This is a genomic window from Lentzea sp. NPDC003310 (assembly GCF_040610935.1).
Lineage (GTDB): Bacteria > Actinomycetota > Actinomycetes > Mycobacteriales > Pseudonocardiaceae > Lentzea.
Genome location: NZ_JBEXNC010000013.1, coordinates 44340 through 64684 on the forward strand (window position 1 = coordinate 44340; position 20345 = coordinate 64684).

Here is a 20345-nt window from a genome sequence, read left to right on the forward strand (position 1 = left end):
CCGAACGAGGGAATTGCTGTGTCACGCGAATGAGAGTCAGAGGATGAACCAATCGGTGCAACCGTTCGTGAACCGGAACCTGACCGGTCCGCGCGGCGCGACCCCCATGACGAACATCCCCAGTTCGTCGACCTCGGCCGTCTCGTGGTCGCCGCCCGGTGTCACCAGCGTGACCGCGCCGGACGCCGGCACCAGCTGACCGGTGACCCCGGCCGCGGACACCTCGACCTGCAGCATCACGCCGTCCGCGTCGAACACCAGCTGCCGCGCCGTGGCCGTGGATCGCGCACGGGCGAACAGCGTGTCGTCGAGCACCGAGTCGTACGACGTGATGAGCAGCAGTTCCTCGTCGATGTTCCGCCAGGTGAACGCGGCCTTCGCGGCCTCGACGAACTCCGGCGGAACTTCTTCGGAAGGTGTGCTCAACGCGTCGCGCAAGGCGTCAAGCAGTACTTCGTCACTGTCCCAGTCGTGCCGCACCCAGCACACCTCCTCTCTTCACCGGCGATCCCAGGAACGCTGCGATCGCAGGGGTCTTGCGCAACTTCTCGAGGCACCGTATTCGCGTCGGGCCGATGCTGCCGACCGGCATCGCGAGCTCTTCGCTCACGACCTGGTAGCTCGGCGGCGGATCGGTCATCAGCTTCTGCAGCAACCGCTTGCACTGGTCGGTGAGCTCCGCGAACCCGTCGCGCAACGCCTGCCGCCGCTCCACGGCCAGCAGGTCGGCCTCGACGTCCGCGTCCACCTGTTCCGACTCCAGCGCGTCGGAGGAGGACAGCGGGTCGTAGAGGTGCGTCCGCTGCTGCACGCGCAGCACGCGCAGGCACTCGTTGCGGGTGGTCGTCATGATCCAGCCCGGCAACGCCTCCGGCTCGCGCAGCCGTCCGATCTGCTCCACGAGCCGCAGCCACAGCGTCTGGTTCACGTCGGCCGCATCCGAAGGGCGCAGCCGGTGCTTGTAGATCACCGACACCACCAGCGGCGTGTAACGGTCCACGATCTCGTTCCACGCCGACTGGTCGCCCTCGGCCGCCGCGCTCACGAGCGCGGCGATCGGGGATGCAGAGGTCACGTCGACTCCTTGCGGTCACAACTGGCGGAGGCCGAGGTTGCCTCGCAGATACAACTATTTGACGAAAATTCCGTAGCCCGGGTGGAACTCGGTGCCCTGCAGCAGCTTGTCACGCGCCTGACGTGCGTCGATGCCCTCGGAGACCATCGTCGCGGCGATCCGCCCGGTGACCAGGGGAGCGGCGAACGACGTGCCGTACCAGTACGCCCACAGCGCGAACGGCGTGGCGGCGGCCTCGCCCGGCAGCTGCCACTCGCCCTTGAGGTAGGTCGAGGCGCGGTTGCCGATCGCGCAGGCGTCGACCCAGTGGCCGAAGTTCGAGTAGAACGCGGGACCGATCGACCCGTCGCGCTCCTGCTGGGCGGCGGCGACGGCGGTGACCCCGCACAGCGCGGCGGGCCAGCTCGGGCGCTGCGTGCCCTGGTTGCCCGCGGAGGCGACCACGACGATGTCGTCCGGCAGCGCCTCGATGGTGCGCCGCAGCGGTTCGGACGCGACGTCGTCCTCGGTGAAGCAGCCGAGCGACAGGTTCAGGACGTTGATCTTCTTGCGGCCGAGCTCGGTGATCTTGCGGCAGATCCGTTCCTCGTCGCCGAAGCCGTTCGGGTCGAGGCCGACCTCCGGGTCGAACGTGACGCCGGGCGCGGCGTTCTGGATGACACCCGCGACGAACGTGCCGTGCCCGCCCTGCAACGCGAAGTTGTCGCCGCTGCTGTAGGCGGCGTCGACGTCGTCGGCCTCCTTGGCGTAGCGCCCGCCGAACCAGTCGGAGTGCTCGCTGTCGGCGCCGTGCGAGATGCCGGTGTCGATGATGCCCACCCGGACGTCCTTCAGGCGCTCGTCGAACTTCGGCGCCGAGACCGGGTCGGCGGGGTACGGCCGGTCGCCCGGGTTGCCCATCACGAGGCCGCCGTGACCCACGACCACGTGGTGCGGCTGCACGAGCGGCACGCGCTCGTTCGGCCAGTTCCGCTGGTCCCGCAACAGCCGGACAATGCGCGGAATGTCCTCGGGGTTGTCCGGCAACGTCAATCGTGCCAAACCGGCGAATCCTTCGCCGGGCCGCGCGACGATGTTGTTTTCGCGCAGCTTTTCGATCACACGTTGTTGGTCCTCGGCTCCGACGAGCAGCTGACCGGGTCGATAAAGGAATTCACGCCCGCGTTCGGCGTGGAAGCTGATGGTCTTGTCCTCGGCGATGAGCTGCAGGAAAGCTCTTTGGTAAAGCTCCGCGCTTTCTGGCGATTTCGACACCACGGCCTCACTAAAGCAGCGTTGACGGGCACCCCGACCGAGCTTGATCAAGCTACCACAGCGGATAAAGTGTTGCCGTGACCGACTTTTGTGCGGAGGACGCGCTGGAGGCCAGGCAGCGCAACCCGCGCGCGGCCGTGGAGATGGCCCGCGCCGTCCTCCGCGCGACCGAAGACCGTTCGGAATGGTCCATCGCCGAGCGCGCGATCGGCCTCGCGCTGCGGGAGATGCACGACTTCTCCGGCGCGGCGCGGCACCTGCGCCGCTCGATCCGCATCGCGGCCGAGGCCTCACTGCCCCGTTTGTCCGCTTTGGCGCAGATGAGCCTGGCCTGGGTGCTCGCCTACACGGGCAAGCAGAAGGCCGCGCTGACGTTGCTGGACGACGCCATGCCGTCGTTGACCGGAGCGGACTCGGTGGCCGCGCTGATGCAGCGCGGCGTCGTCTTCCACTACCTCACCCGATATGACGACGCTCAGCGCGACTACACGGCCGCCATCGCCGGTGCGCGGCGCGTGGGAGACCAACTGGTCGAGGCGCGCGCTCTGAACAACCGCGGTCTCGTGCGCGCATATGTGGGGAACATGCGTGAGGCGTCGGCCGACTTCGAACTGGCCGCCGCCCGGCTCGGCGAGTTGGGGCAGGAGCTCGGCGTCGCGGACGTCAACTGGAACGCGGGCATCATGGCGACGCGGGGCGGTGACGTCCCGGCCGCGCTGTCGCTGTTCGACAAGGCCGAGGAGGTGTACCGCCGCCTCGACGTGATGCGCCCGGTGCTGCTGGTGAACCGCCTCGAACTGCTCGTCTCGGTGCCGCTGCTGGACGAGGCGCGTGCCGCGGCCGACCGCGCGGTCACCGAGCTGAAGGAGCTGAAGAACCCGCTCGGCGTCTCGGAGGCCCTGTACTTCCGCGCCCGGATCGCTCTGCTCGACGACGACCCCGACGCGGCGAACGGCTTCGCGGCCGAGGCCCGTCGCCGGTTCCGCCGCGAGCAGCGCCTGCTGTGGGCGGCGGGCGCGCGGTACCTGGAACTGCACGCGGCCGTGCTGCGCGGTGACCGCTCCCGTCCGTTGCGGCTCGCGCTGTCGCGGGTGGCGGCGGAGCTGGACGCGATGGACTGGCGGCTGCCCGCGCTGGAGGCCCGCATCGACGCGGGTCTCGTCGCCGCCGACCTCGGTCACCGCGCCCGTGCGGTGGAGGAGTTCTCGCTCGCCGCCGCGGCCCGGTCGCGCGGCCCGGCCGGACTGCGGGTGCGCGGCTGGTACGCGGAAGCGTTGCGCCGCAAGCTCTCCGGCGACGTGCGGGGCACGTCGTCCGCGCTGCGGCGGGGGATCGGGCTGCTCGACGAGTACCGGGTGTCGCTGGGCGCCGCCGAACTGCGGGCGTCCGCGGGCGTGCAGGGCCAGGCCCTCGCGCTGGAGGGCTTGCGGCTGGCCGTGGCGTCGGGCAACGCCGCGCGCGTGCTGTCGTGGACCGAGACCTGGCGGGCCGGCGCGCTGCGGATGAAGTCCGTGTCGCCACCGGACGACCCGCGCTTGGAGGACGCGCTCGCGTCGTTGCGCGCGGTGGCCGCCGACGTGGAGTCCGCCGTGCTGGCCGGGAAACCCGCCGGCGCCCTGCGCGCGAAGCTGGTGCGCGCCGAGCAGCGCGTCCGCGACCTGACCCGCCAGATGTCCGGCGAGGTGGCTGTCTTCAAGCCGCCACCGGTCGCGTCGCTCGTCGCCGCGCTCGGCACGGCGGCGCTGGTCGAGTTCGTGGAGTACGACGGCACGCTGATGGCCGTGGTGCTGGCGGGCGGCCGCTCCTCGCTGCACTCGCTGGGCCCGGTCGAGGGTGTGGTCCGCGAGATCCGGTTGCTGCGCTTCGCCCTGCACCGCCTGGTCACCCTGCCGCCCCAGCTGCCGAACCTGGCCGTGGCCCGCTCGTCGGCCGCGCACGCCGCCGCGCTGCTGGCCCGCCGCCTGCTCGACCCGCTGGCGCCGCGCATCGACGGCCGCCCACTGGTCGTCGTCCCTACCGGCGCGCTCAACGGCCTGCCGTGGGCCGTGCTGAACCGGCAGGTGACCGTCGCCCCATCCGCCTCGGTGTGGCTGCGCGCGTGTTCCGTCGAGGACGCTCCGGGCGAGGCCGTGCTGGCGGCGGGACCGCGGATGGCGGCGGCCCCGGCCGAGATCAAGGCCGTCAGCGCCCACGTGCCGGGCCGCGTCCTGGTCGACGACGAGGCGACCGTGAGCGCCGTGGCGTCCGCAATGGACGGTGCCGCGCTGGCGCACATCGCCGCGCACGGCTCGTTCCGCGTCGACAACCCGCTGTTCTCCGCGCTGGAACTGGCCGACGGCCCGTTGACCGTCTACGACATCGAACGCCTGCGCCGCCCGCCCACGCGCGTGGTCCTCTCGGCGTGCGACACCGGGCAGTCCGCCGTCCGTCCCGGCGACGAGCTGATGGGCTTCACGGCCGCGCTGCTCGGTCTGGGCACCCGCACGCTGATCGCACCCGTGGTGCCGGTCCCGACCGACGGCACCGCGCCGGTCATGGTGGAACTGCACCAGAAACTGGCCGCGGGCATGGCGCCGGCCGAGGCGCTGGCCGCCGTGCAACGGGCCGCGGCCGACGACGCCGCCTACGCCGCGGCGGTCGGGTTCGTCTGCTTCGGCGCGGGGTGATGGAGAGCCTCCACCGGCCATCACTTCGGTTGGACTTCGGGCCGAACCCCCTTTGAGGGGCGGCGATCGGCCTTATTTTCCCTGCCATGCCAGCAAGAACCTCCACGGTGCGCGGCCGCGAGTTCGGGGCGGGAGTCCGCGCAGTAGTAGACGCGACGGGGATGTCGCACCGCGCCATGGCCGACGTGCTGGGGTGGGACCCGCAGAAGCTCTCGGACCTGCTCACGGGCAAGGGCGGCGTCGACGAGATCGACCTGGCCCGGCTGCTCGGCCTCTGCCGGGTGCCCGAGGACGAGTTCGACCACCTGATGGCGCTGCTGAAGGTGTCGCGCGAGAAGGGGTGGTGGCAGCACTACAAAGGCGCGCTGCCCATCAAGATGCGAACGCTCGTCGAGCACGAGGCGGCCATGAGCGAGATGCACAGCTGGCACCTGACGCTGGTGCCGGGCCTGTTGCAGATCCCGGACTACATCCGGCCGCTGTACGTGGTGTGGCCGAAGATCGAGCCCCAGGACATCGACCTGCGGGTCGAGGCGCGAGTGGCCCGCCAGCGGGTCCTGGAGAGCGGGCGGAAGTTCTTCTTCTACGTGCACGAGCAGGCGTTGCTGCTGCCGGTCGGTGGCGAGTCGGTGTGGCGCGACCAGCTCCACCACCTGCTGAGGATGTCGGTGCGGCCGTACATCAGCATCCGCGTCGTGCCGACCGCGATCGGCGCGCATCCCGGAACCATGGGCGAGTTCAAGGTCATGAAGTTCAAGAAGATCCCGACCGTCGTCTACACGGACACGATGAACTCGGGAACCTTCATGGAGGACAAGGAGTCGGTCGACCTGTACACGAGCGTTCTGGCCGCCCTGGCGGGGTTGGCGCTGGGTGAGGAAGAATCGAGGAGGTTGATCACCGACCTCGTCTCCTGAGGAGGCCACCGTGTGGCGCAAGAGCAGCTACAGCCCTGATGGCGACAACTGCGTGGAGATCGGTGCGGGGATCGGGCTGCGGGACAGCAAGTCGCCCGCGGCGCACCTGCCCCTGTCCTCGTCGGCCTGGGAGGCGTTCCTCGCCTCGGCCAAGAACGACGACTTCGGACCATTCCAGAACGCCTGAGTTTCGCTTATGGTTGCTCGCCATGACAACGAGGTCGTGGTGGGGCTGGGGCAACGTCGAGGACGCCGTCACCCCGGAGGAACGCCGTGCGCTGGTCGAGCGGGTGCGGGCGGTGCTGCCGGACGCGGACCTGACGTTCCACGAACCGCCTGATCCCGCCGCGCTCGACGTGCCGGAGTCGCGGATCGAGGCGGGGGAGCTCTACTCGACCGACCGCGTCGACCGCCTCGCGCACGCCCGCGGCCAGGCCTACCGCGACGTCACCCGCAACCTGGCCGGGGACATCGGCGTGGTGCCCGACGCCGTGGCCCGGCCGCGCACCGAGCAGGACGTCGTGGACGTGCTGGACTGGTGCGCGGGCAACGACGTGGCGGTGATCCCGTTCGGTGGCGGCACGTCCGTGGTCGGCGGGGTCGAGCCGCGCGACCTCGACCGCGTTGTGTCGCTGGACCTCGGCAGGCTGGATCGGGTGCTGGAGGTCGACCCGGTCAGCCGGGCCGCGCGGATCCAGGCCGGGGTGCTCGGTCCGTCGCTCGAAGCGCAGCTCAAGCCGCACGGACTGACGTTGCGGCACTTCCCGCAGTCGTTCGAGTTCTCGACGCTCGGCGGCTGGCTCGCCACCCGCGCCGGCGGCCACTACGCCACGCTCTACACGCACATCGACGACCTGACCGAGTCGCTCAGGGTCGTGACGCCGCAGGGGATCTCGGAGTCGCGGCGGCTGCCGGGCTCCGGCGCCGGACCGTCGCCCGACCGGCTCTTCCTGGGTTCCGAAGGCACCCTCGGCGTGATCACCGAGGCGTGGATGAGGCTGCAGGAACCGCCGGTGCACCGCGCGGGCGCGTCGGTGCGGTTCGCGTCGTGGGACCGCGCCGTCGAGGCGACGAGGCTGATCGCGCAGTCCGGCCTGCACCCGGCGAACTGCCGCCTGCTGGACCCCGCGGAGGCGTTCCTCAACGCGGGCTCACCGAGTTCCGTGCTGGTGCTGGCCTTCGAGTCGGCCGACCACCCGGTCGACGCGCTGCTCGCCCGTGCCCTGGAACTCTGCGCGGGCGGCGAGGTCGTGGAGGGCGCGTCGCAGCAGTGGCGCAAGTCGTTCCTGCGCATGCCTTACCAGCGCGACGCGATGGCGCAGCACGCGATGATCACCGAGACGTTCGAGACGGCCTGCACCTGGGACCGCTTCGCCGACCTGCACGCGGCCGTCACGTCGGTGGCGACCGAGGCGCTGCAGGAGGTGTGCGGCATCGGCATCGTCACGTGCCGCTTCACCCACGTCTACCCGGACGGCCCCGCGCCGTACTACGGCATCTACGCGCCCGGCCGCTGGGGCAGCCTCACCGCGCAGTGGGACGACATCAAGGCAGCGGTCTCCGAGGCGCTGATCTCCTCCGGTGGCACGATCACGCACCACCACGCCGTGGGCCGCGACCACATGCCCTGGTACACCCGGCAACGCCCGGACGTCTTCGGCACGGCCCTGGCCGGCGCCAAGGCGGCACTCGACCCTCAGAACCTGCTCAACCCCGGCGTCCTCACCACACGATCGACCTGAGGATCAACGCCGCGATGAACACCACGGTGAACGCGAGATCGAGCCCGAACCCGCCGAACCGCACGGGCGGCAGCACCTTGCGCACCGGCGAGATCACGGGCTCGGTCACCCCGTGCGTCACCCGCCGCACCTTCCACACCCAGTCACCGCGAGCCTGCAGCGTGACCGCCCAGTCCACGATCATGCGGCCGATCATCACGAGGATGAACAGCGTCAACAGCCACCCGACGATCCAGCCGACCAAGCCGAACAAGTGGGCCTCCCTATGTCCTGTATGTCCATGAAGCCACATGAAACTGAGAGGCGCCTGGCAACTCGCTGAGACAGTATTCAGTTGTGGCGTACGACGAGGGCCTGGCGCACCGCCTGGGCGAGTCGCTGGGCGACCTGCCGGACCTGGCGACGAAGAAGATGTTCGGCACCCTGGTGTTCCTGTGGCGGGGGAACATGCTGGTGGGGGCGCTGGGCTCGGACCTGCTGGCGCGCGTCGGCCCGGAGGCGCAGGCCGACGCGCTGGCTCGGCCGGGCACGCGCGTCTTCGACTTCACCGGCAAGCCGATGAAGGGCTGGGTCGTGGTGGACGGGGAGGCGATCTCGGAGGACGAGGCGCTGGAGGACTGGCTCGCGCTGTGCCGCGAGTTCGTGGAAGCGCTGCCGCCGAAGTGACGCCGGACGAGGTCCGCGCGGCCCTGGAGGGCTGGCGCGACATCACGGAGACCGAGGCGCTCGGCGGCGTCGTGTTCGAGTGGGCCGGTGACCCGCTCGTCGGTGTCGTGGACGGGGCGCTGGTCGTGCGCGCCGAGGGCGGCTGGGCCACCGCGACGGGTCCGCTCGACGAGGCGCTGGACCGGTCAGCGGGTGTCGTCATCGACGAGTGCGTGGTGCGTTGGCACGGGGAACTCCGCGCGGGTGGGCTGCCGGCGTTCCAGGCCATGCTCGCCCTGGTGCGGCACGACCCGGAACGCGAACAACTGCAACGCGTCCTGCTCGACGTCGTCGACCACGGCCCGGACCGGGATCTCGCGCAGCTCGCCGTCACGTGCCTGGGCCACGTCGGCAGGATCGACCGCGCGGTGCTGCCGGAGGTGGTGCCGAGGCTGCGGGCACTGCTCGGTGACCCGCAGCTCGGCGGACGGGCGGAGGACGCGCTCGGGGACATCGAGTCCTTCGCCGGGCGCTGAGCCACCACCCTCCTAGAGTGCGGGCATGACGTTCTACCTGATCGAACCCGAGGTCGCGGGCGGCTGGGGCGACGAGTTCGAGATCGACCACGCGAACGACGTCGTCACGCGCGTGCACTACGAGGTGGCCGACTGGCTCGGCGACTGCATCGTCACGACGAGTCCCGTGTACCTCGTGCTGCGCGAGACGGGCAGGCGCATGACCGAGGCGGGCTTCACCGGCTTCTCGCTGGACGACGCGCTCGTGACGGCGAGCGACCAGCACCACGTCTTCAACCCGGACGGTGTGCTGCCGGACCTGGTGTGGCTCAAGGTGCACGGCGAGCCCGGGGTGGACGACCTCGGGCTCGCCGACAGGGGCACCAACCTCGTCGTCAGCCAGCCGGTGATGGACCTGTTCTCGCAGGACGGCTTCAACACCGGCGGGCACGACATCGTGTCCGCCGAGGTGTGGGTCAGAACCGCACCAACGGACCTCCCGTGAAGAACTCGTAGACGAAGTTCACGAAGAAGAACCCGAAGAACACCACGTTCAGCACCAAGATCACGTGGTGGTACCACCGCGGCCGAGCCGGTCGCGGCAGCCGGGAGTTCAGGTACATCAACGCGAACGGGAACATCAGCGCGCCCAGGTTCGACATGTTCGCCGAGATCTGCACGAGCTCCACGGGCAGCGCGAGGTGCAGCGCGCCGGCGATGATCGCCAGCACCACCAGCATGAACGGGTAGTAGAAGCGGCGCGGGTCGTCCTCGATCCGCCGCCGCAGCCGGGGTGAGACGGCGTGCATGGCGTCGGTGAAGTTGCGGACCAACGCCTCGAAGATGCCGAGCTGCGTGGAGAACAGCACCAGCACCCCGACCACGAGCATCAGGTAGAACATGCCCTGCCCGTAGAGCAGGCCGAGCTGCTCGGCGGAGAACGTCGGCACGTTCGCCGCCGTCGGCTGCTGACCGGACACGGCGACGAGGTGCGCCATCAGCACGGTCGGCAGGAGCATGCCGAGCATCGCGCCGACGAAGAACACCGCCCACTGGTCGATCAGCAGCAACCGGTACCAGCGCCGCCACAGCGACGCGTTCGCCGGAGTGTCCACAAAGGTCACGCCGACCGGGCGCAGTTCCTGCTTGCCGCCGCGCAGGCCCGCGATGAACCCGACGTGGTGGCCCATGCCGTAGCCCTTGTCGCGGTAGTGGCTCATCGCGTACCAGTTCAGCCCGGACGCGAGCGCCGTGAAGCCGGCGAGGCCGCCGAGCTGTGTGGCCGTGATGCCCTCCGGGGGTGCCGCCGGGGTCACGAGGCCGCGGACTCCCTCCGACCACACCGAGAACGGCACGATCGCGAGCGTCACGACGATCAGCACCAGCAGCAACGAGCCGACCAGCACCCAGTTCGTCAGCTCCAGCGCGCGCGACACCTTGCGGGCGCCCGCCGTGATCAGGAAGACCACGACGAGCAGGCCGATGGCGAGCAGCCGCACGTACTCGATCTCGTCGGGACGGTAGCCCCGGCCCGCGATCAGGGCGAAGAGCCCCTGTCCGGCGCCCGCCGCCCAGCCGCCGAAGATGAACGCGAAGTAGAACACCGCCAGCGAGACCGGCACCCAGAACTTCCAGCCCGGCGGCACCCGGCCCCAGCCGACGACCGGCGTCTCGCCCGTCGCGACCACGTACCGGGCGATCTCCACGTTGTAGAACGTCTGCAGCAACGCCGACACCGTGATCACCCAGCCGATGCCGACGAACCCGAACTTGCCCACGGCCTGCGGGCCGAGCAACCACTCGCCACTGCCGATCGAGATGCCGAGCGCGATGAGGCTCGGGCCGATGACGAACTGGACGACCTGGACAGGTCCGAGCTTGCGGACCTTGAACACCTTCTCCGGTTCCGGCAGGTCCGCCACGTCCAGCGGCGGCCTGCTCACTCCGATTTGCATCGACGACACTGTCGACCTCCCGACACGTCGGGGAACGGAATCCACCACTTTCCCGACGTTCCGGGCACCCGGTCAACACCTCGTGCGCAGAACCGACTTTCGGACGTGTCGAGTCCCGGGAGCCGGACGTAGCGTGCCCTCCGGATTCCTAGGAGGGGAAACGAAGTGCGAAGAATTCTGGTGGGAGCGACGGCGCTCGCGCTCGTCACCGCGGGCATGGTCGTACCGGCCACCGCGACGCCGCCCGCGCAGCCCGAGAGGCTCCAGACGCGGCAGTCCGACGAACAGCCGCACGAGCTCGAGGTCAAGCGCCGCGCGTTGAAGCAGCAGGCGCTCGCCGACGTGCTGACCGGTCAGGCCACGACCGAGAAGCGGGGGACCAGCACCGTCGCGAAGGTCGGTCGCAAGCAGGGCAAGGACCAGTACGTCGAGCTGAAGCGGGAGAAGACCGACAAGATCTTCGTGATCCTCGCGGAGTTCGGCGACGAGCGGCACCCCGACTTCCCCGACCAGGACACGAGTCCCGCGACGCCGGGACCGCAGCGGTTCGACGGGCCGACGCACAACCAGATCCCGGAGCCGGACCGCGCGGTCGACAACACGACCATCTGGCGCCCGGACTTCAGCCGCCAGTACTTCCAGGACCTCTACTTCAGCCGCAAGAAGGACGCCAACTCCGTCGCGAACTTCTACGACAAGCAGTCGAGCGGCCGCTACACCGTCAACGGTCTCGTCACGGACTGGGTGAAGGTCAGGTACAACGAGGCGCGCTACGGCCGCAGCAACGGCTACCCGTGCAACGACAACATCTGCAACAACTCGCGTGAGCTCATCAAGGACGCCGTCACGCAGTGGGTCGCCGACCAGAAGGCGGCCGGCCAGACCACCGAGCAGATCAGGTCGACGCTCGCCGAGTACGACGTGTGGGACCGCTACGACTACGACTCCGACGGCGAGTTCAACGAGGCCGACGGCTACATCGACCACTTCCAGATCGTGCACGCCGGCGGCGACCAGGCCGACGGCGACCCGCTGCAGGGCGAGGACGCGCTCTGGAGCCACCGCGGCTACGCGTACAAGAACTACACGACCGGTCCCGGCACCAACAAGCTCGGCGGCGCGCAGATCGGCGACACCGGCCTCTGGGTCGGCGACTACACCGTGCAGCCCGAGAACGGCGGCGTGAGCGTCTTCGCGCACGAGTACGGCCACGACCTCGGCCTGCCGGACCACTACGACACCAACGGCGGCTCGAACGGCGTCAACTGGTGGTCGATCATGGCGCAGAACCGCGTGAACGCGCCGGGCGAGGCTCCCGGTGAGCGCGCCAACGAGTTCTCCGCGTGGGACAAGCTGCAGCTCGGCTGGCTCGACTACGAGGTCGCGGTCGCCGGTCAGGAACGCGTCTTCGAGCTCGGCCCGCACGAGTACAACAGCGCCAAGGCCCAGGGCCTCGTCGTCGTGCTGCCCGACATCTCGAAGGACTTCGACTACGGCGCCCCGTTCGCCGGCGGCAAGATGTGGTGGAGCGAGAAGGGCAACGACCTCGACCACTCCATGACGGCTCCGCTGGACCTGCGCGGCAAGACGACGGCGTCGCTCACCCTGAAGGCGCGCTTCGACATCGAGGTGGACTACGACTACCTCTACGTCGAAGCGTCCAACGAGGACGGCAGCTGGACGCAGCTCGACGGCACGGCCGGCGGTCAGCCGTTCGCCCGCGACTCCGGTAACTCGCCCGCGATCAGCAGCTCGTCCGGTGGCCAGTGGGTCGACGTGAACGTGGACCTCGCCGCCTACGCGGGCAAGAACACCAAGCTCCGCTTCGCCTACCGCACCGACGGAGCCCTTGCGCTGCAAGGCTTCTTCGCCGACCAGATCGTGGTCACCGCGGACGGCGCGCCGGTGCTGACCGACGGCGGCGAGACGGCGGGCGTGTGGACCACGCGCGGCTTCCGCACGACCGCGGGCAAGGAGACGAAGACGTTCGACCAGTTCTACATCGCGTCGAACCGCACGTACGAGTCGTACGGCAAGTACAACAAGACCGGCCCGTACCGCTACAGCTTCCCGGACAAGCCCGACTTCGTGGAGCACTTCCCGTACCAGGACGGCCTGCTGGTGTCGCTGTGGAACACGTCGTTCCTCGACAACAACGTCAGCGAGCACCCCGGCGAGGGCCTGATCCTGCCGATCGACGCGAACCCGGCGCCGCTCTACAACCTGGAGGGGCAGCGCTGGTCGCCGTCCGTCAGCGGGTACGACGCGCCCTTCGGCCTGCAGAAGTCGGACTCCTTCACGTTGCACGTCAACGGCAAGGCGTCCTACGTCCGCGGCGCCGCCGCCCAGCCGACGTTCGACGACACGAAGCAGTTCTGGTTCGCCGAACAGCCGAACGCGGGCGTGAAGCTGCCTGCGGTGGGCGTGGGGCTGAAGGTCCTGCGCCAGTCCGGCACGTCGATGACGGTGAAGCTGTTCAAGACGAAGTAACTTGGGTCGCATGACCTCTGACATGCTGGCCGTCGCCGTCGAAGAGGCGCGGATGGGACTCGCCGAGGGCGGGATCCCCATCGGCGCGGCGCTCTTCGACGGCGACGGCGCTCTGCTGGGCCGGGGCCACAACCGCCGGGTGCAGGACGGCGACGCGTCGATGCACGCGGAGACCTCGGCCTTCCGCAACGCGGGCCGCCAACGCAGCTACCGCGGCACCACGATGGTCACCACCCTGTCGCCGTGCTGGTACTGCAGCGGCCTGGTGCGCCAGTTCGGCATCTCGAACGTGCTGATCGGCGAGGCCACGACGTTCTCGGGCGGCCACGAGTGGCTCGCCGAGCACGGCGTCGGCATCACCGTCGTCGAGGACCCGTCGTTGATCGAGCTGATGACCACGTTCATCGCCGAACGTCCTGAGCTCTGGTACGAGGACATCGGCCAGGATTAGCGTGGGACGTATGGCAGCAGTGCTGATCACCGGCGCGGACTCCGGTGCCGCGCGCCTGCTCTCGCTGGCCGGGCACGAGGTGTCCGGCGAGGCTGGTGACGAGCTGGATGTGCTGGTCATCAACGCCGGTGCCGCCGAGTCGTTCTCGGCGGCGCTGGAGGAGGTGGTGCGGGTGTTGGAGTCGCACCTGCCGGCGTTGGAGCGGTCCTCGTCGCCCGTCGTGGTGGTCAGTGGGGCGGACGCGGTGGCCCAGGGGGTTGCCGCCGTGGTCGCGGCGCAGTACGCGCGGACCTTTCCCCGGCTGCGGATCAACGCGGTCGGGGGCGGGGCGGAGGTCGTCGCGCGGGCGGCTCAGGTCGGGCCGGAGGGGCCGAGCGGGGAGTTCTTCGCGGCGCTGTAGCGCGGGATGCGCGTTCCGCGAATAGCAGGGCGTGAAGGTCAAGAAGTCCATGTCGCCGTGGACCATGCCACTGGTCACGGTGGCCGTGCTGCTGGTGACGGGCGCGGTGCTGGTCGCGTTGTGGCTGTGGGTGAACCGGCAGACGTGGACCGACCCGGAGAAGCGCACGCTGGCGCAGCTCGACGTGGTGAAGGTGGCGTCCGGGATCGCGCTCGGGGGTGGTGGCCTGTTCACGCTGTACCTGGCGGCGCGGCGGCAGCGCACGCAGGAGGAGGCGCAGGCCGACCTCAACGCGGACGCGGAGGCGCGGCGGTTCACCGAGCTCTACACGAAGGCCGTGCAGCAGCTCGGAGACGAGAAGGCTCCGGTGCGGCTGGGTGGGCTCTACGCGTTGGAACGCCTCGGGCAGCAGCAACCCGACCAGCGTCAGACCATCGTCAACGTGCTGTGCGCCTACCTGCGCATGCCGTACACCCCGCCACCCGAGCAGGCCTCCGCGGCAGCCGGTGTCCGCCGGCCGTTGCTGCGGAACTCGCGCCGCCGGGTGGGGATCCGGCGCCCTGACGGCCCGAGCGCGGCCGCTCCGCTCGTGGAGTCCCGGCAGGAGAGGGACGTGCGATCAACTGCGCAACGGATCCTGTGCGCCCACCTGCAACCGCTGAGCGAGGACTACTGGGGCGAGCGCGAGATCAACCTGGACGGCGCGGTCCTCATCGACTTCAGCCTCTTCCACGGACAGATCGGTGCGGCCACCTTCAAAGGTACGACCTTCGTCGGTCGCACCGTCCTGGTCGCCACGTGGACAGGTCTCGCGTCCTTCTACAGGGCGACGTTCACGGGAGGCGCGTCGTTCGACGGAGTCTTCCGCCAAGGCGCCGTCTTCTCCGAGGCGTCGTTCGGAGGCACCGCGTCTTTCTCGTTCACCTGCTTCGAAAAGGGCTCCGCCTCGTTCAGGGGCGCGTCCTTCGCCGTCGACGCGGACTTCGACAACGCCGACTTCTCCGCCCACGTGAACTTCGACCGCGCGACCTTCGGGGAGAGCGTCTCCTTCAGCGGCGCACGGGTGAGTGGAAAGGGTGCGGCTCCCGCCTCCACGTGGCCGGCGGGGTGGGCGGTCGGCACCACCCAGGTCCGGCACCCGGAGCGGGAGGGCGAGTGGTACCGCCTCACTCAGGACGAGTAGCGCGCCGCCGCCTCGTCCACCGACCCCACGATCGTGAACACCGCGTCCAGCCCCGTCGCCTCGATCGGCCGCAACGCCGCCCGCGCCGCCGCGACCACCACGAACTCGACACCGGCCTTCGCCGCCCGCTGCTGTCCCAGCACCAGCGCCTCGAGCCCGGCCGAGCCGAGGAAGCGCACCCCGCCGAGGTCCACGACGACGGCCCGCTGGCCCTTGACCACGTGGCTGTCGAGCGGGCCGGTGAGGGTGCCGCTGGAGGTGGTGTCGAGTTCTCCGGACACGTGCAGCACCACGACGTCGGGTGAGATCCGATCGGCGACCACGGTCGCCAGAGCGGTGGGGTCGGGCACTCTGTCTCCCTTCACGAACGTCAGCAGCCCACGTTGACGCGGGTCTGCGAGGTCAGCCTACGGCCCCTCGTCGAGGTGCGGCCCGCCCGCAGTGACGTGTGGACGTGCTGGGTCAGGCGGGCGTGCAGTTCGTGGCACGCGGTGAAGCCGAGGCGGACGTCCTCCGGCGGGCACTGGACGGGCAGGAGCTGCGCGAACGGGTCACCGCCGATGGTGTCGACCGCGCTCAGGAAGCCGACCAGGGCTCCCACCAGGCGCTGGTGGAGGCCGAAGAGCGACATCGCGTTCGCGAGGGCGAGGGTGGGGGCGGGCATCTCGTCCACGACGGTGATCGGGTCGAGGTCGCGCAGCGTCACGGTGAACAGCACCGAATGGGTGCGTTCGGACCGGGTGCCGTAGGCGTCGCCCTGGATGTCGCGGAGCACGGACCGCATCTCGCGGCGCGGTTGCCAGAACGCCTGGTGCCGGCGCAGCTCCGCCAGGCCCTCGGCGGACAGCGCGGCGGGGGAGGTGGTCTCGGTCAGGGACCGGAGGGCGGTTTCCCAGCGCGCCTCCAGGGCGGCGTGGAACTGCGCCAGGGCCGGGTGGTCCTCCCAGCCGGCGGCGGCGTCGTCGAAGCCCCTGGTGCGCAGTTCGTAGCAGATCCACAACGAGAGCTGCAGGTCGTCGTCCTGCCAGGCCTCCCTGGTGCCGCCGCTGTGCAGCAGCGCGGGCCGCAGCGGGGGCGGCAGGCGCAGTGCTGCGACCAGGGCGGAGCTCATGTGGCCGCGGGGAGCGGGCAGGCGCATCAGGTTTCCTCACGCGTTCGGGCGATCAGCTGGTCCACAAGGGACTCGGGGTCCGGGCAGCGTCGTTGTCGAGCGGCACCGCAGCCGTTGTGGCGCAACCAGTCCAATTGCTGCTCCACAGTAGACAGACTGCCACGATCGCGCAGGGCGACCGCGACGTGCTCCACGAGCGACACCGCCCGGTCGAACGCGGGGGAGAGTTTTCCGGTGTGTGGATCGGCGGCCAGTCCGTCGACCCCGTCGCGCGACGCCCGCCAATATGCCGCTCGCAGCACGGAATCGTCCACCCGTCCATCGGAGGGTTCCGTCACGACGAGGGCGCGGATCAACTCGGCCAGGACCGCGACTTCCGTTGCCAGCTGGGGAATGTCCGCGACGCGCACCTCGACGGTCGGATGATCGGCCGACGGGCGGACGTCCCAGTACACCATCGCCCGGTCCATCAACGCCTCCGAGCTGATCAACGCCTCGACCGTCCGGTCGTAGTCGGCGGGACCGTCCCAGTGCGGCGGCGGGCCGCTCACCGGCCAGCGTGACCAGACCATCGACCGCCAGCTCGCGTACCCGGTGTCCTCTCCCTGGTAGTACGGGGAGTTCGCGCTCAGCGCGAGCAGCGTCGGCAGCCACTGCCGCAGCTTGTTCGACGCCGCCAGCGCTTCGGCCCGGGACGGGACGCCGACGTGGACGTGCAGTCCGCACGCGCCCGTGCCGGTCACGAGCCGACGGTGGGAGTACTCGATCCGGTGATAGCGCGGGTCATCCGATCCGGGTGGGGGCCCGGCCTCGCCGATGGGCGGCATCCCGGTGGCCACGAGCCGGCACCCGGCCTCGTCGGCGGCGTCCACGAGCACCTTCCGCCCCAGGCGGACCTGCTCGGACAGCTCCTCGAACGACGACGTGACGCCGGTCGCGACCTCGATCTGGAACGGGGTGAGCTCGCCCTGGACGTCCAGGTCCCCCGGCGCGCGCGAGATCTCCCGCACGCGCGGCGCCAGTGCCACCGGCCGTCGCGAATCGGGATCCACGAGGAGGAACTCCTGTTCCACACCGACCGTGTAGTGATTCATCGGCGAGCGGGTACCCGCCATCCATGGTGATCAACCTCGGAGTGGCCAGATGAGACTGCGCCGCAGTAAAACCGCAGGTCCGGGCTGGACGAGGCGCAAGCACGGCCAGGGTTTCCGCTACCTGGACGCGACGGGCGCCACGCTCTCCGCGGCCGACGCGGCGCGGGTGAAGGCCCTCGTCATCCCGCCCGCGTGGCGCGACGTGTGGATCTCGCCGCACCCGAACGGCCACATCCAGGCCGTGGGCTACGACGACGCCGGCCGGCGCCAGTACCTCTACCACGAGAAGTGGCGGACCGACCGGGACACCGAGAAGTTCGTCCGGGTGCTGGCACTCGCCCCGAAGCTGCGGAAGTTCCGCGCGCAGATCGAGGCGGACATGAGGACGCGCGGCAGGAAGCGGTTGCTCGCCATCGCGCTGCGGATGCTCGACCTCGGCATCTTCCGCGTCGGCCACGAGCAGTACGCGGAGGAGAACGGCACGCACGGCGTCGCGACCCTGCTCTGCGAGCACCTGAGCGTCTGCGGCGACCGCGTCCGGTTCACCTTCCCCGCCAAGTCCGGCGTCCAGGTGGACCAGGAGGTCACCGATCCCGTGCTCGCGCGGGCCGTCCGGTCGCTGCTGCGCGGCCAGACCCCGGACTGCCGCGTCTTCGACCTCACCGCCGACGACGTGAACGAGCGCTTCCGCGAGCTGGTCGGCGACGAGTTCAGCGTCAAGGACCTGCGCACCTGGCACGCCACGGTCTTCGCCGCGCAGGCGTTCGCCGCCGCCCTGAAGGAGCGGGGCAAGCCGTCGAAGCGCGCGGTCAGCGCGGTCATGAAGGAGGTCGCGGAGGATCTCGGCAACACGCCGTCCGTGGCGCGGAAGTCCTACGTGGACCCGCGTCTGGTGGAGGCGTTCGAGCACGGCGAGGTCATCGGCGGGGGAGATCCGGAACGGGCCGTGCGCAGGTTGCTGGCGCGGGGGTGAGCCGTCGGCCCGCCGGCTAAGCGGGCTTGACCACGGCGGCCCGGTCGCACTGCCGGCACCAGGCGGCACCCTGCGCCGCCGCCAGCGAGGCGAAGCCCGCGAGGAAGTGCAGCGCGTTCGAGCCGGGGTTCACGTTCAGGAAGTTCACGACCTCGCCGTCGTAGCGGGCGAGGCCCAGGCCGAACATCACCAGGAACAGCAGCGCCACCAGCAGCGCGGTGCCGCTCAGCGCCTTCAGCCGCGGGAACGAGGCCAGCAGCGCCGCGCCGAACACGAGGTGGATGACGTTCTGCAGCGGGTTGACGCGCAGGCCGAGGACCCAGGTGTCCGACTCGGCCGCGAACCCCGCGAACCCGGTCACGAAGAAACCGGCGATGCCCCAGAGCACCAGCACGGCACCGAGGCCGATCGCCAGCTTCTGGGGCCACCGCAACCGGTTCATGAACCCAGTATCACCAGAACGGGAGATTCCCGCTCGCTCATGTCACTCCTCCGCCAGCAGATCGTGCCGCAACTGCTCCAGTGACTTGGTGAGCAGCCGCGACACGTGCATCTGCGAGATGCCCACACGACGGGCGATCTCGGTCTGGGTGAGCCTGCCGAAGAAGCGCAGGACGACGATCGTGCGCTCCCGGCGGGGAAGGCCCCGCAGCATCGGCTGCAGGGCCTCGTGGATCTCCACGCCTTCGAGCGCCGGGTCGTCGACGGTCGAGGTCTCCAGCGCGTCGAGCGGTGCGAACGCGATGTTCTTCTCGATGCGCAGGCCCTCGTAGACGTCGGTGAGCGACACCCCGAGGTGCCGGGCGATCTCGGAGGGAGTGGGAGATCGCCCGGTCTTGTGCGACAGCTCGGCGGTCGCGCCGTCGATGGCGTCGCACAGCTCTTTCAACCTGCGGGGGACGCGCACGGCCCAGCACTGGTCGCGGAAGTGGCGGCGCACCTCGCCGGTGATCGTCGGCACGGCGTAGGACAGGAAGTCCGTCTGCCGGCCGACGTCGAACCGGTCGATGGCGTTGATCAGCCCGACCGCGGCGACCTGCGCCAGGTCCTCCATGGGCTCGCCGCGTTCGCTGAAGCGACGGGCGATGTGCCGGGCGAGCGGGAGGTACTCGCGCACCAACCGGTCCCGCATCTCGTAGTACCGAGGCGAGTCACGGCCGGTGCGCGAGAGCTCCTCGAACGCCGCGTGCTGGTCCGGCGTCAACGCACACCGCGATCAGACCTGGGGCGGTGGCGTCACGTCGCCACGCCACGCACCGGTCTCCGTGCCGCGGTTCTCGATGAACTCCTTGAACCGCTTGAGATCGCCTTCGACCCGGTGGCCGACCACGCCGAGCGCGGCTCCGGCCTTCTCGGTGAACGTCTCGGGGTGGTACTCCATCTGCACGTGCACCCGAGTGGTGTCGTTGTCGAGCCGGTGGAACGTGACCACGCCGCCCTGCGGGGCGCCGTCGACCGTGGTCCACGCGACCCGCTCGTCCGGGTGCTGTTCGGTGATCTCCGCGTCGAACTCGCGGACGACGCCACCGATCTTCGTGGTCCAGTGCGTCTTCGTCGGCGTGAGCTGGTCGATCTTCTCGACGCCGTCCATGAACGCCGGGAAGGATTCGAACTGGGTCCACTGGTTGTAAGCCGTGCTCACGGGCACGTGGACGTCCACCGACTTCTCAATGGTGGTCACGAAACCTCCTCCTTCGATTGGTGTCGGTAGGTGAGTACCCGCGACACACCGCGTTACACATCCGACATCTGTCCACTGAGGACAGTCACGCAGCGTGTCGAACCGGCCGCTGTCCGCACATCACGAAATCGCCCACAGTGGTCAAACCGCTCTGTGATCCAAGTCTCACGAGCGGCATACTGCGCGGTATGTC

At 69.9% G+C, this 20345-nt stretch carries 24 protein-coding genes; 13 read left to right on the plus strand and 11 right to left on the minus strand.

Annotated elements, in window-relative coordinates; translation table 11 throughout:
• Positions 1–36: 36 nt before the first annotated feature.
• The 3 genes from ABZX02_RS26395 to ABZX02_RS26405 are packed head-to-tail and all read right to left on the minus strand — an operon-like array spanning position 37 to position 2026.
• Entirely contained in the window at positions 37–480 is a 444-nt protein-coding gene (locus tag ABZX02_RS26395; protein WP_355301685.1) for a hypothetical protein, read from the minus strand.
• Complete coding sequence (locus ABZX02_RS26400) at positions 458–1075, minus strand: sigma-70 family RNA polymerase sigma factor (protein WP_355301687.1); 618 nt, start codon at positions 1073–1075, stop codon at positions 458–460. The genes ABZX02_RS26395 and ABZX02_RS26400 overlap by 23 nt, the downstream gene beginning before the upstream one ends.
• Positions 1076–1129: 54 nt before the next feature.
• Positions 1130–2026 carry a S8 family serine peptidase gene (locus tag ABZX02_RS26405; protein WP_355301689.1) on the minus strand — a complete coding sequence of 299 codons (897 nt, stop codon included), beginning with the start codon at positions 2024–2026 and terminating at the stop codon, positions 1130–1132.
• Between ABZX02_RS26405 and ABZX02_RS26410 the strand changes: the two genes are divergently transcribed.
• From ABZX02_RS26410 to ABZX02_RS26430, 5 genes are all read left to right on the plus strand, one after another.
• On the plus strand, positions 1988–2410 hold the full coding sequence (locus tag ABZX02_RS26410; RefSeq protein WP_355301691.1) for a hypothetical protein: 423 nt from the start codon (positions 1988–1990) through the stop codon (positions 2408–2410). The genes ABZX02_RS26405 and ABZX02_RS26410 overlap by 39 nt on opposite strands.
• Positions 2407–4995 carry a CHAT domain-containing protein gene (locus tag ABZX02_RS26415; RefSeq protein ID WP_355301693.1) on the plus strand — a complete coding sequence of 863 codons (2589 nt, stop codon included), beginning with the start codon at positions 2407–2409 and terminating at the stop codon, positions 4993–4995. Before ABZX02_RS26410 ends, ABZX02_RS26415 begins: the two co-directional genes overlap by 4 nt.
• An 86-nt stretch (positions 4996–5081) precedes the next feature.
• Positions 5082–5912: a helix-turn-helix transcriptional regulator gene (locus tag ABZX02_RS26420; RefSeq protein ID WP_355301695.1), complete on the plus strand. Its 831-nt coding sequence runs from the start codon at positions 5082–5084 to the stop codon at positions 5910–5912.
• A 10-nt stretch (positions 5913–5922) separates the two neighbouring features.
• A complete protein-coding gene (locus ABZX02_RS26425; protein WP_355301697.1) occupies positions 5923–6099 on the plus strand; it encodes a DUF397 domain-containing protein in 177 nt (58 codons plus the stop codon).
• Positions 6100–6121: 22 nt separating this feature from the next.
• On the plus strand, positions 6122–7654 hold the full coding sequence (locus ABZX02_RS26430; RefSeq protein WP_355301699.1) for an FAD-binding oxidoreductase: 1533 nt from the start codon (positions 6122–6124) through the stop codon (positions 7652–7654).
• Here ABZX02_RS26430 and ABZX02_RS26435 read toward each other — a convergent pair.
• Entirely contained in the window at positions 7635–7907 is a 273-nt protein-coding gene (locus tag ABZX02_RS26435) for a YggT family protein (RefSeq protein ID WP_355301701.1), read from the minus strand. The genes ABZX02_RS26430 and ABZX02_RS26435 overlap by 20 nt on opposite strands.
• A gap of 83 nt (positions 7908–7990) precedes the next feature.
• On the opposite strand from ABZX02_RS26435, the gene ABZX02_RS26440 reads away from it, so the two are divergent.
• Genes ABZX02_RS26440 through ABZX02_RS26450 form a run of 3 tightly spaced genes read left to right on the plus strand, consistent with a single transcriptional unit; the run spans position 7991 to position 9319 of the window.
• Positions 7991–8320, plus strand: a complete 330-nt coding sequence (locus ABZX02_RS26440; RefSeq protein WP_355301703.1) for a TfoX/Sxy family protein — start codon at positions 7991–7993, stop codon at positions 8318–8320.
• The gene (locus ABZX02_RS26445; protein ID WP_355301705.1) at positions 8317–8835 is read left to right on the plus strand and encodes a hypothetical protein; all 519 of its coding nucleotides are present in this window, start codon (positions 8317–8319) and stop codon (positions 8833–8835) included. Before ABZX02_RS26440 ends, ABZX02_RS26445 begins: the two co-directional genes overlap by 4 nt.
• A gap of 25 nt (positions 8836–8860) precedes the next feature.
• Positions 8861–9319, plus strand: a complete 459-nt coding sequence (locus ABZX02_RS26450; protein ID WP_355301707.1) for a hypothetical protein — start codon at positions 8861–8863, stop codon at positions 9317–9319.
• On the opposite strand, the gene ABZX02_RS26455 is transcribed toward ABZX02_RS26450, so the two are convergent.
• Entirely contained in the window at positions 9291–10769 is a 1479-nt protein-coding gene (locus ABZX02_RS26455; RefSeq protein ID WP_355301709.1) for an Nramp family divalent metal transporter, read from the minus strand. The genes ABZX02_RS26450 and ABZX02_RS26455 overlap by 29 nt on opposite strands.
• 165 nt (positions 10770–10934) lie before the next feature.
• Between ABZX02_RS26455 and ABZX02_RS26460 the strand changes: the two genes are divergently transcribed.
• The 4 genes from ABZX02_RS26460 to ABZX02_RS26475 are packed head-to-tail and all read left to right on the plus strand — an operon-like array spanning position 10935 to position 15293.
• Positions 10935–13259, plus strand: coding sequence for an immune inhibitor A domain-containing protein (locus ABZX02_RS26460; protein ID WP_355301711.1), 2325 nt, complete (start codon positions 10935–10937; stop codon positions 13257–13259).
• A gap of 10 nt (positions 13260–13269) precedes the next feature.
• Positions 13270–13710 carry a nucleoside deaminase gene (locus ABZX02_RS26465; RefSeq protein WP_355301713.1) on the plus strand — a complete coding sequence of 147 codons (441 nt, stop codon included), beginning with the start codon at positions 13270–13272 and terminating at the stop codon, positions 13708–13710.
• Between the two features lie 10 nt (positions 13711–13720).
• Entirely contained in the window at positions 13721–14110 is a 390-nt protein-coding gene (locus ABZX02_RS26470; RefSeq protein WP_355301715.1) for a hypothetical protein, read from the plus strand.
• A gap of 31 nt (positions 14111–14141) precedes the next feature.
• Positions 14142–15293 (plus strand): pentapeptide repeat-containing protein, encoded by a 1152-nt coding sequence (locus ABZX02_RS26475; RefSeq protein ID WP_355301717.1) that lies wholly within the window; start codon positions 14142–14144, stop codon positions 15291–15293.
• On the opposite strand, the gene ABZX02_RS26480 is transcribed toward ABZX02_RS26475, so the two are convergent.
• From ABZX02_RS26480 to ABZX02_RS26490, 3 genes are read right to left on the minus strand one after another with little or no spacing between them, the layout of a single operon-like run.
• A complete protein-coding gene (locus ABZX02_RS26480) occupies positions 15281–15643 on the minus strand; it encodes an STAS domain-containing protein (RefSeq protein ID WP_355301719.1) in 363 nt (120 codons plus the stop codon). The genes ABZX02_RS26475 and ABZX02_RS26480 overlap by 13 nt on opposite strands.
• A gap of 20 nt (positions 15644–15663) precedes the next feature.
• On the minus strand, positions 15664–16431 hold the full coding sequence (locus ABZX02_RS26485) for an iron-containing redox enzyme family protein (RefSeq protein WP_355301721.1): 768 nt from the start codon (positions 16429–16431) through the stop codon (positions 15664–15666).
• On the minus strand, positions 16431–17498 hold the full coding sequence (locus tag ABZX02_RS26490) for a glutamate--cysteine ligase (RefSeq protein ID WP_355301723.1): 1068 nt from the start codon (positions 17496–17498) through the stop codon (positions 16431–16433). Before ABZX02_RS26490 ends, ABZX02_RS26485 begins: the two co-directional genes overlap by 1 nt.
• 49 nt (positions 17499–17547) lie before the next feature.
• Between ABZX02_RS26490 and ABZX02_RS26495 the strand changes: the two genes are divergently transcribed.
• Complete coding sequence (locus ABZX02_RS26495) at positions 17548–18471, plus strand: DNA topoisomerase IB (protein WP_355301725.1); 924 nt, start codon at positions 17548–17550, stop codon at positions 18469–18471.
• Between the two features lie 16 nt (positions 18472–18487).
• Here the strand turns inward: ABZX02_RS26495 and ABZX02_RS26500 are convergent, their stop codons facing one another.
• Genes ABZX02_RS26500 through ABZX02_RS26510 form a run of 3 tightly spaced genes read right to left on the minus strand, consistent with a single transcriptional unit; the run spans position 18488 to position 20152 of the window.
• On the minus strand, positions 18488–18913 hold the full coding sequence (locus ABZX02_RS26500) for a DUF4383 domain-containing protein (RefSeq protein ID WP_355301727.1): 426 nt from the start codon (positions 18911–18913) through the stop codon (positions 18488–18490).
• A gap of 42 nt (positions 18914–18955) precedes the next feature.
• Entirely contained in the window at positions 18956–19675 is a 720-nt protein-coding gene (locus tag ABZX02_RS26505) for a SigB/SigF/SigG family RNA polymerase sigma factor (protein ID WP_355301729.1), read from the minus strand.
• A 12-nt stretch (positions 19676–19687) separates the two neighbouring features.
• Complete coding sequence (locus ABZX02_RS26510) at positions 19688–20152, minus strand: SRPBCC family protein (protein WP_355301731.1); 465 nt, start codon at positions 20150–20152, stop codon at positions 19688–19690.
• Positions 20153–20345: the final 193 nt, after the last annotated feature.

Bases quoted from the DNA above. Each gene is read 5' to 3' on its own strand.
- ABZX02_RS26495 (WP_355301725.1), top strand. From the start codon at position 17,548: ATGAGACTGCGCCGCAGTAAAACCGCAGGTCCGGGCTGGACGAGGCGC.
- ABZX02_RS26485 (WP_355301721.1), bottom strand. From the start codon at position 16,431: ATGCGCCTGCCCGCTCCCCGCGGCCACATGAGCTCCGCCCTGGTCGCA.
- ABZX02_RS26450 (WP_355301707.1), top strand. From the start codon at position 8,861: ATGACGTTCTACCTGATCGAACCCGAGGTCGCGGGCGGCTGGGGCGAC.
- ABZX02_RS26500 (WP_355301727.1), bottom strand. From the start codon at position 18,913: ATGAACCGGTTGCGGTGGCCCCAGAAGCTGGCGATCGGCCTCGGTGCC.
- ABZX02_RS26465 (WP_355301713.1), top strand. From the start codon at position 13,270: ATGACCTCTGACATGCTGGCCGTCGCCGTCGAAGAGGCGCGGATGGGA.
- ABZX02_RS26455 (WP_355301709.1), bottom strand. From the start codon at position 10,769: ATGCAAATCGGAGTGAGCAGGCCGCCGCTGGACGTGGCGGACCTGCCG.
- ABZX02_RS26430 (WP_355301699.1), top strand. From the start codon at position 6,122: ATGACAACGAGGTCGTGGTGGGGCTGGGGCAACGTCGAGGACGCCGTC.
- ABZX02_RS26490 (WP_355301723.1), bottom strand. From the start codon at position 17,498: ATGAATCACTACACGGTCGGTGTGGAACAGGAGTTCCTCCTCGTGGAT.
- ABZX02_RS26470 (WP_355301715.1), top strand. From the start codon at position 13,721: ATGGCAGCAGTGCTGATCACCGGCGCGGACTCCGGTGCCGCGCGCCTG.
- ABZX02_RS26420 (WP_355301695.1), top strand. From the start codon at position 5,082: ATGCCAGCAAGAACCTCCACGGTGCGCGGCCGCGAGTTCGGGGCGGGA.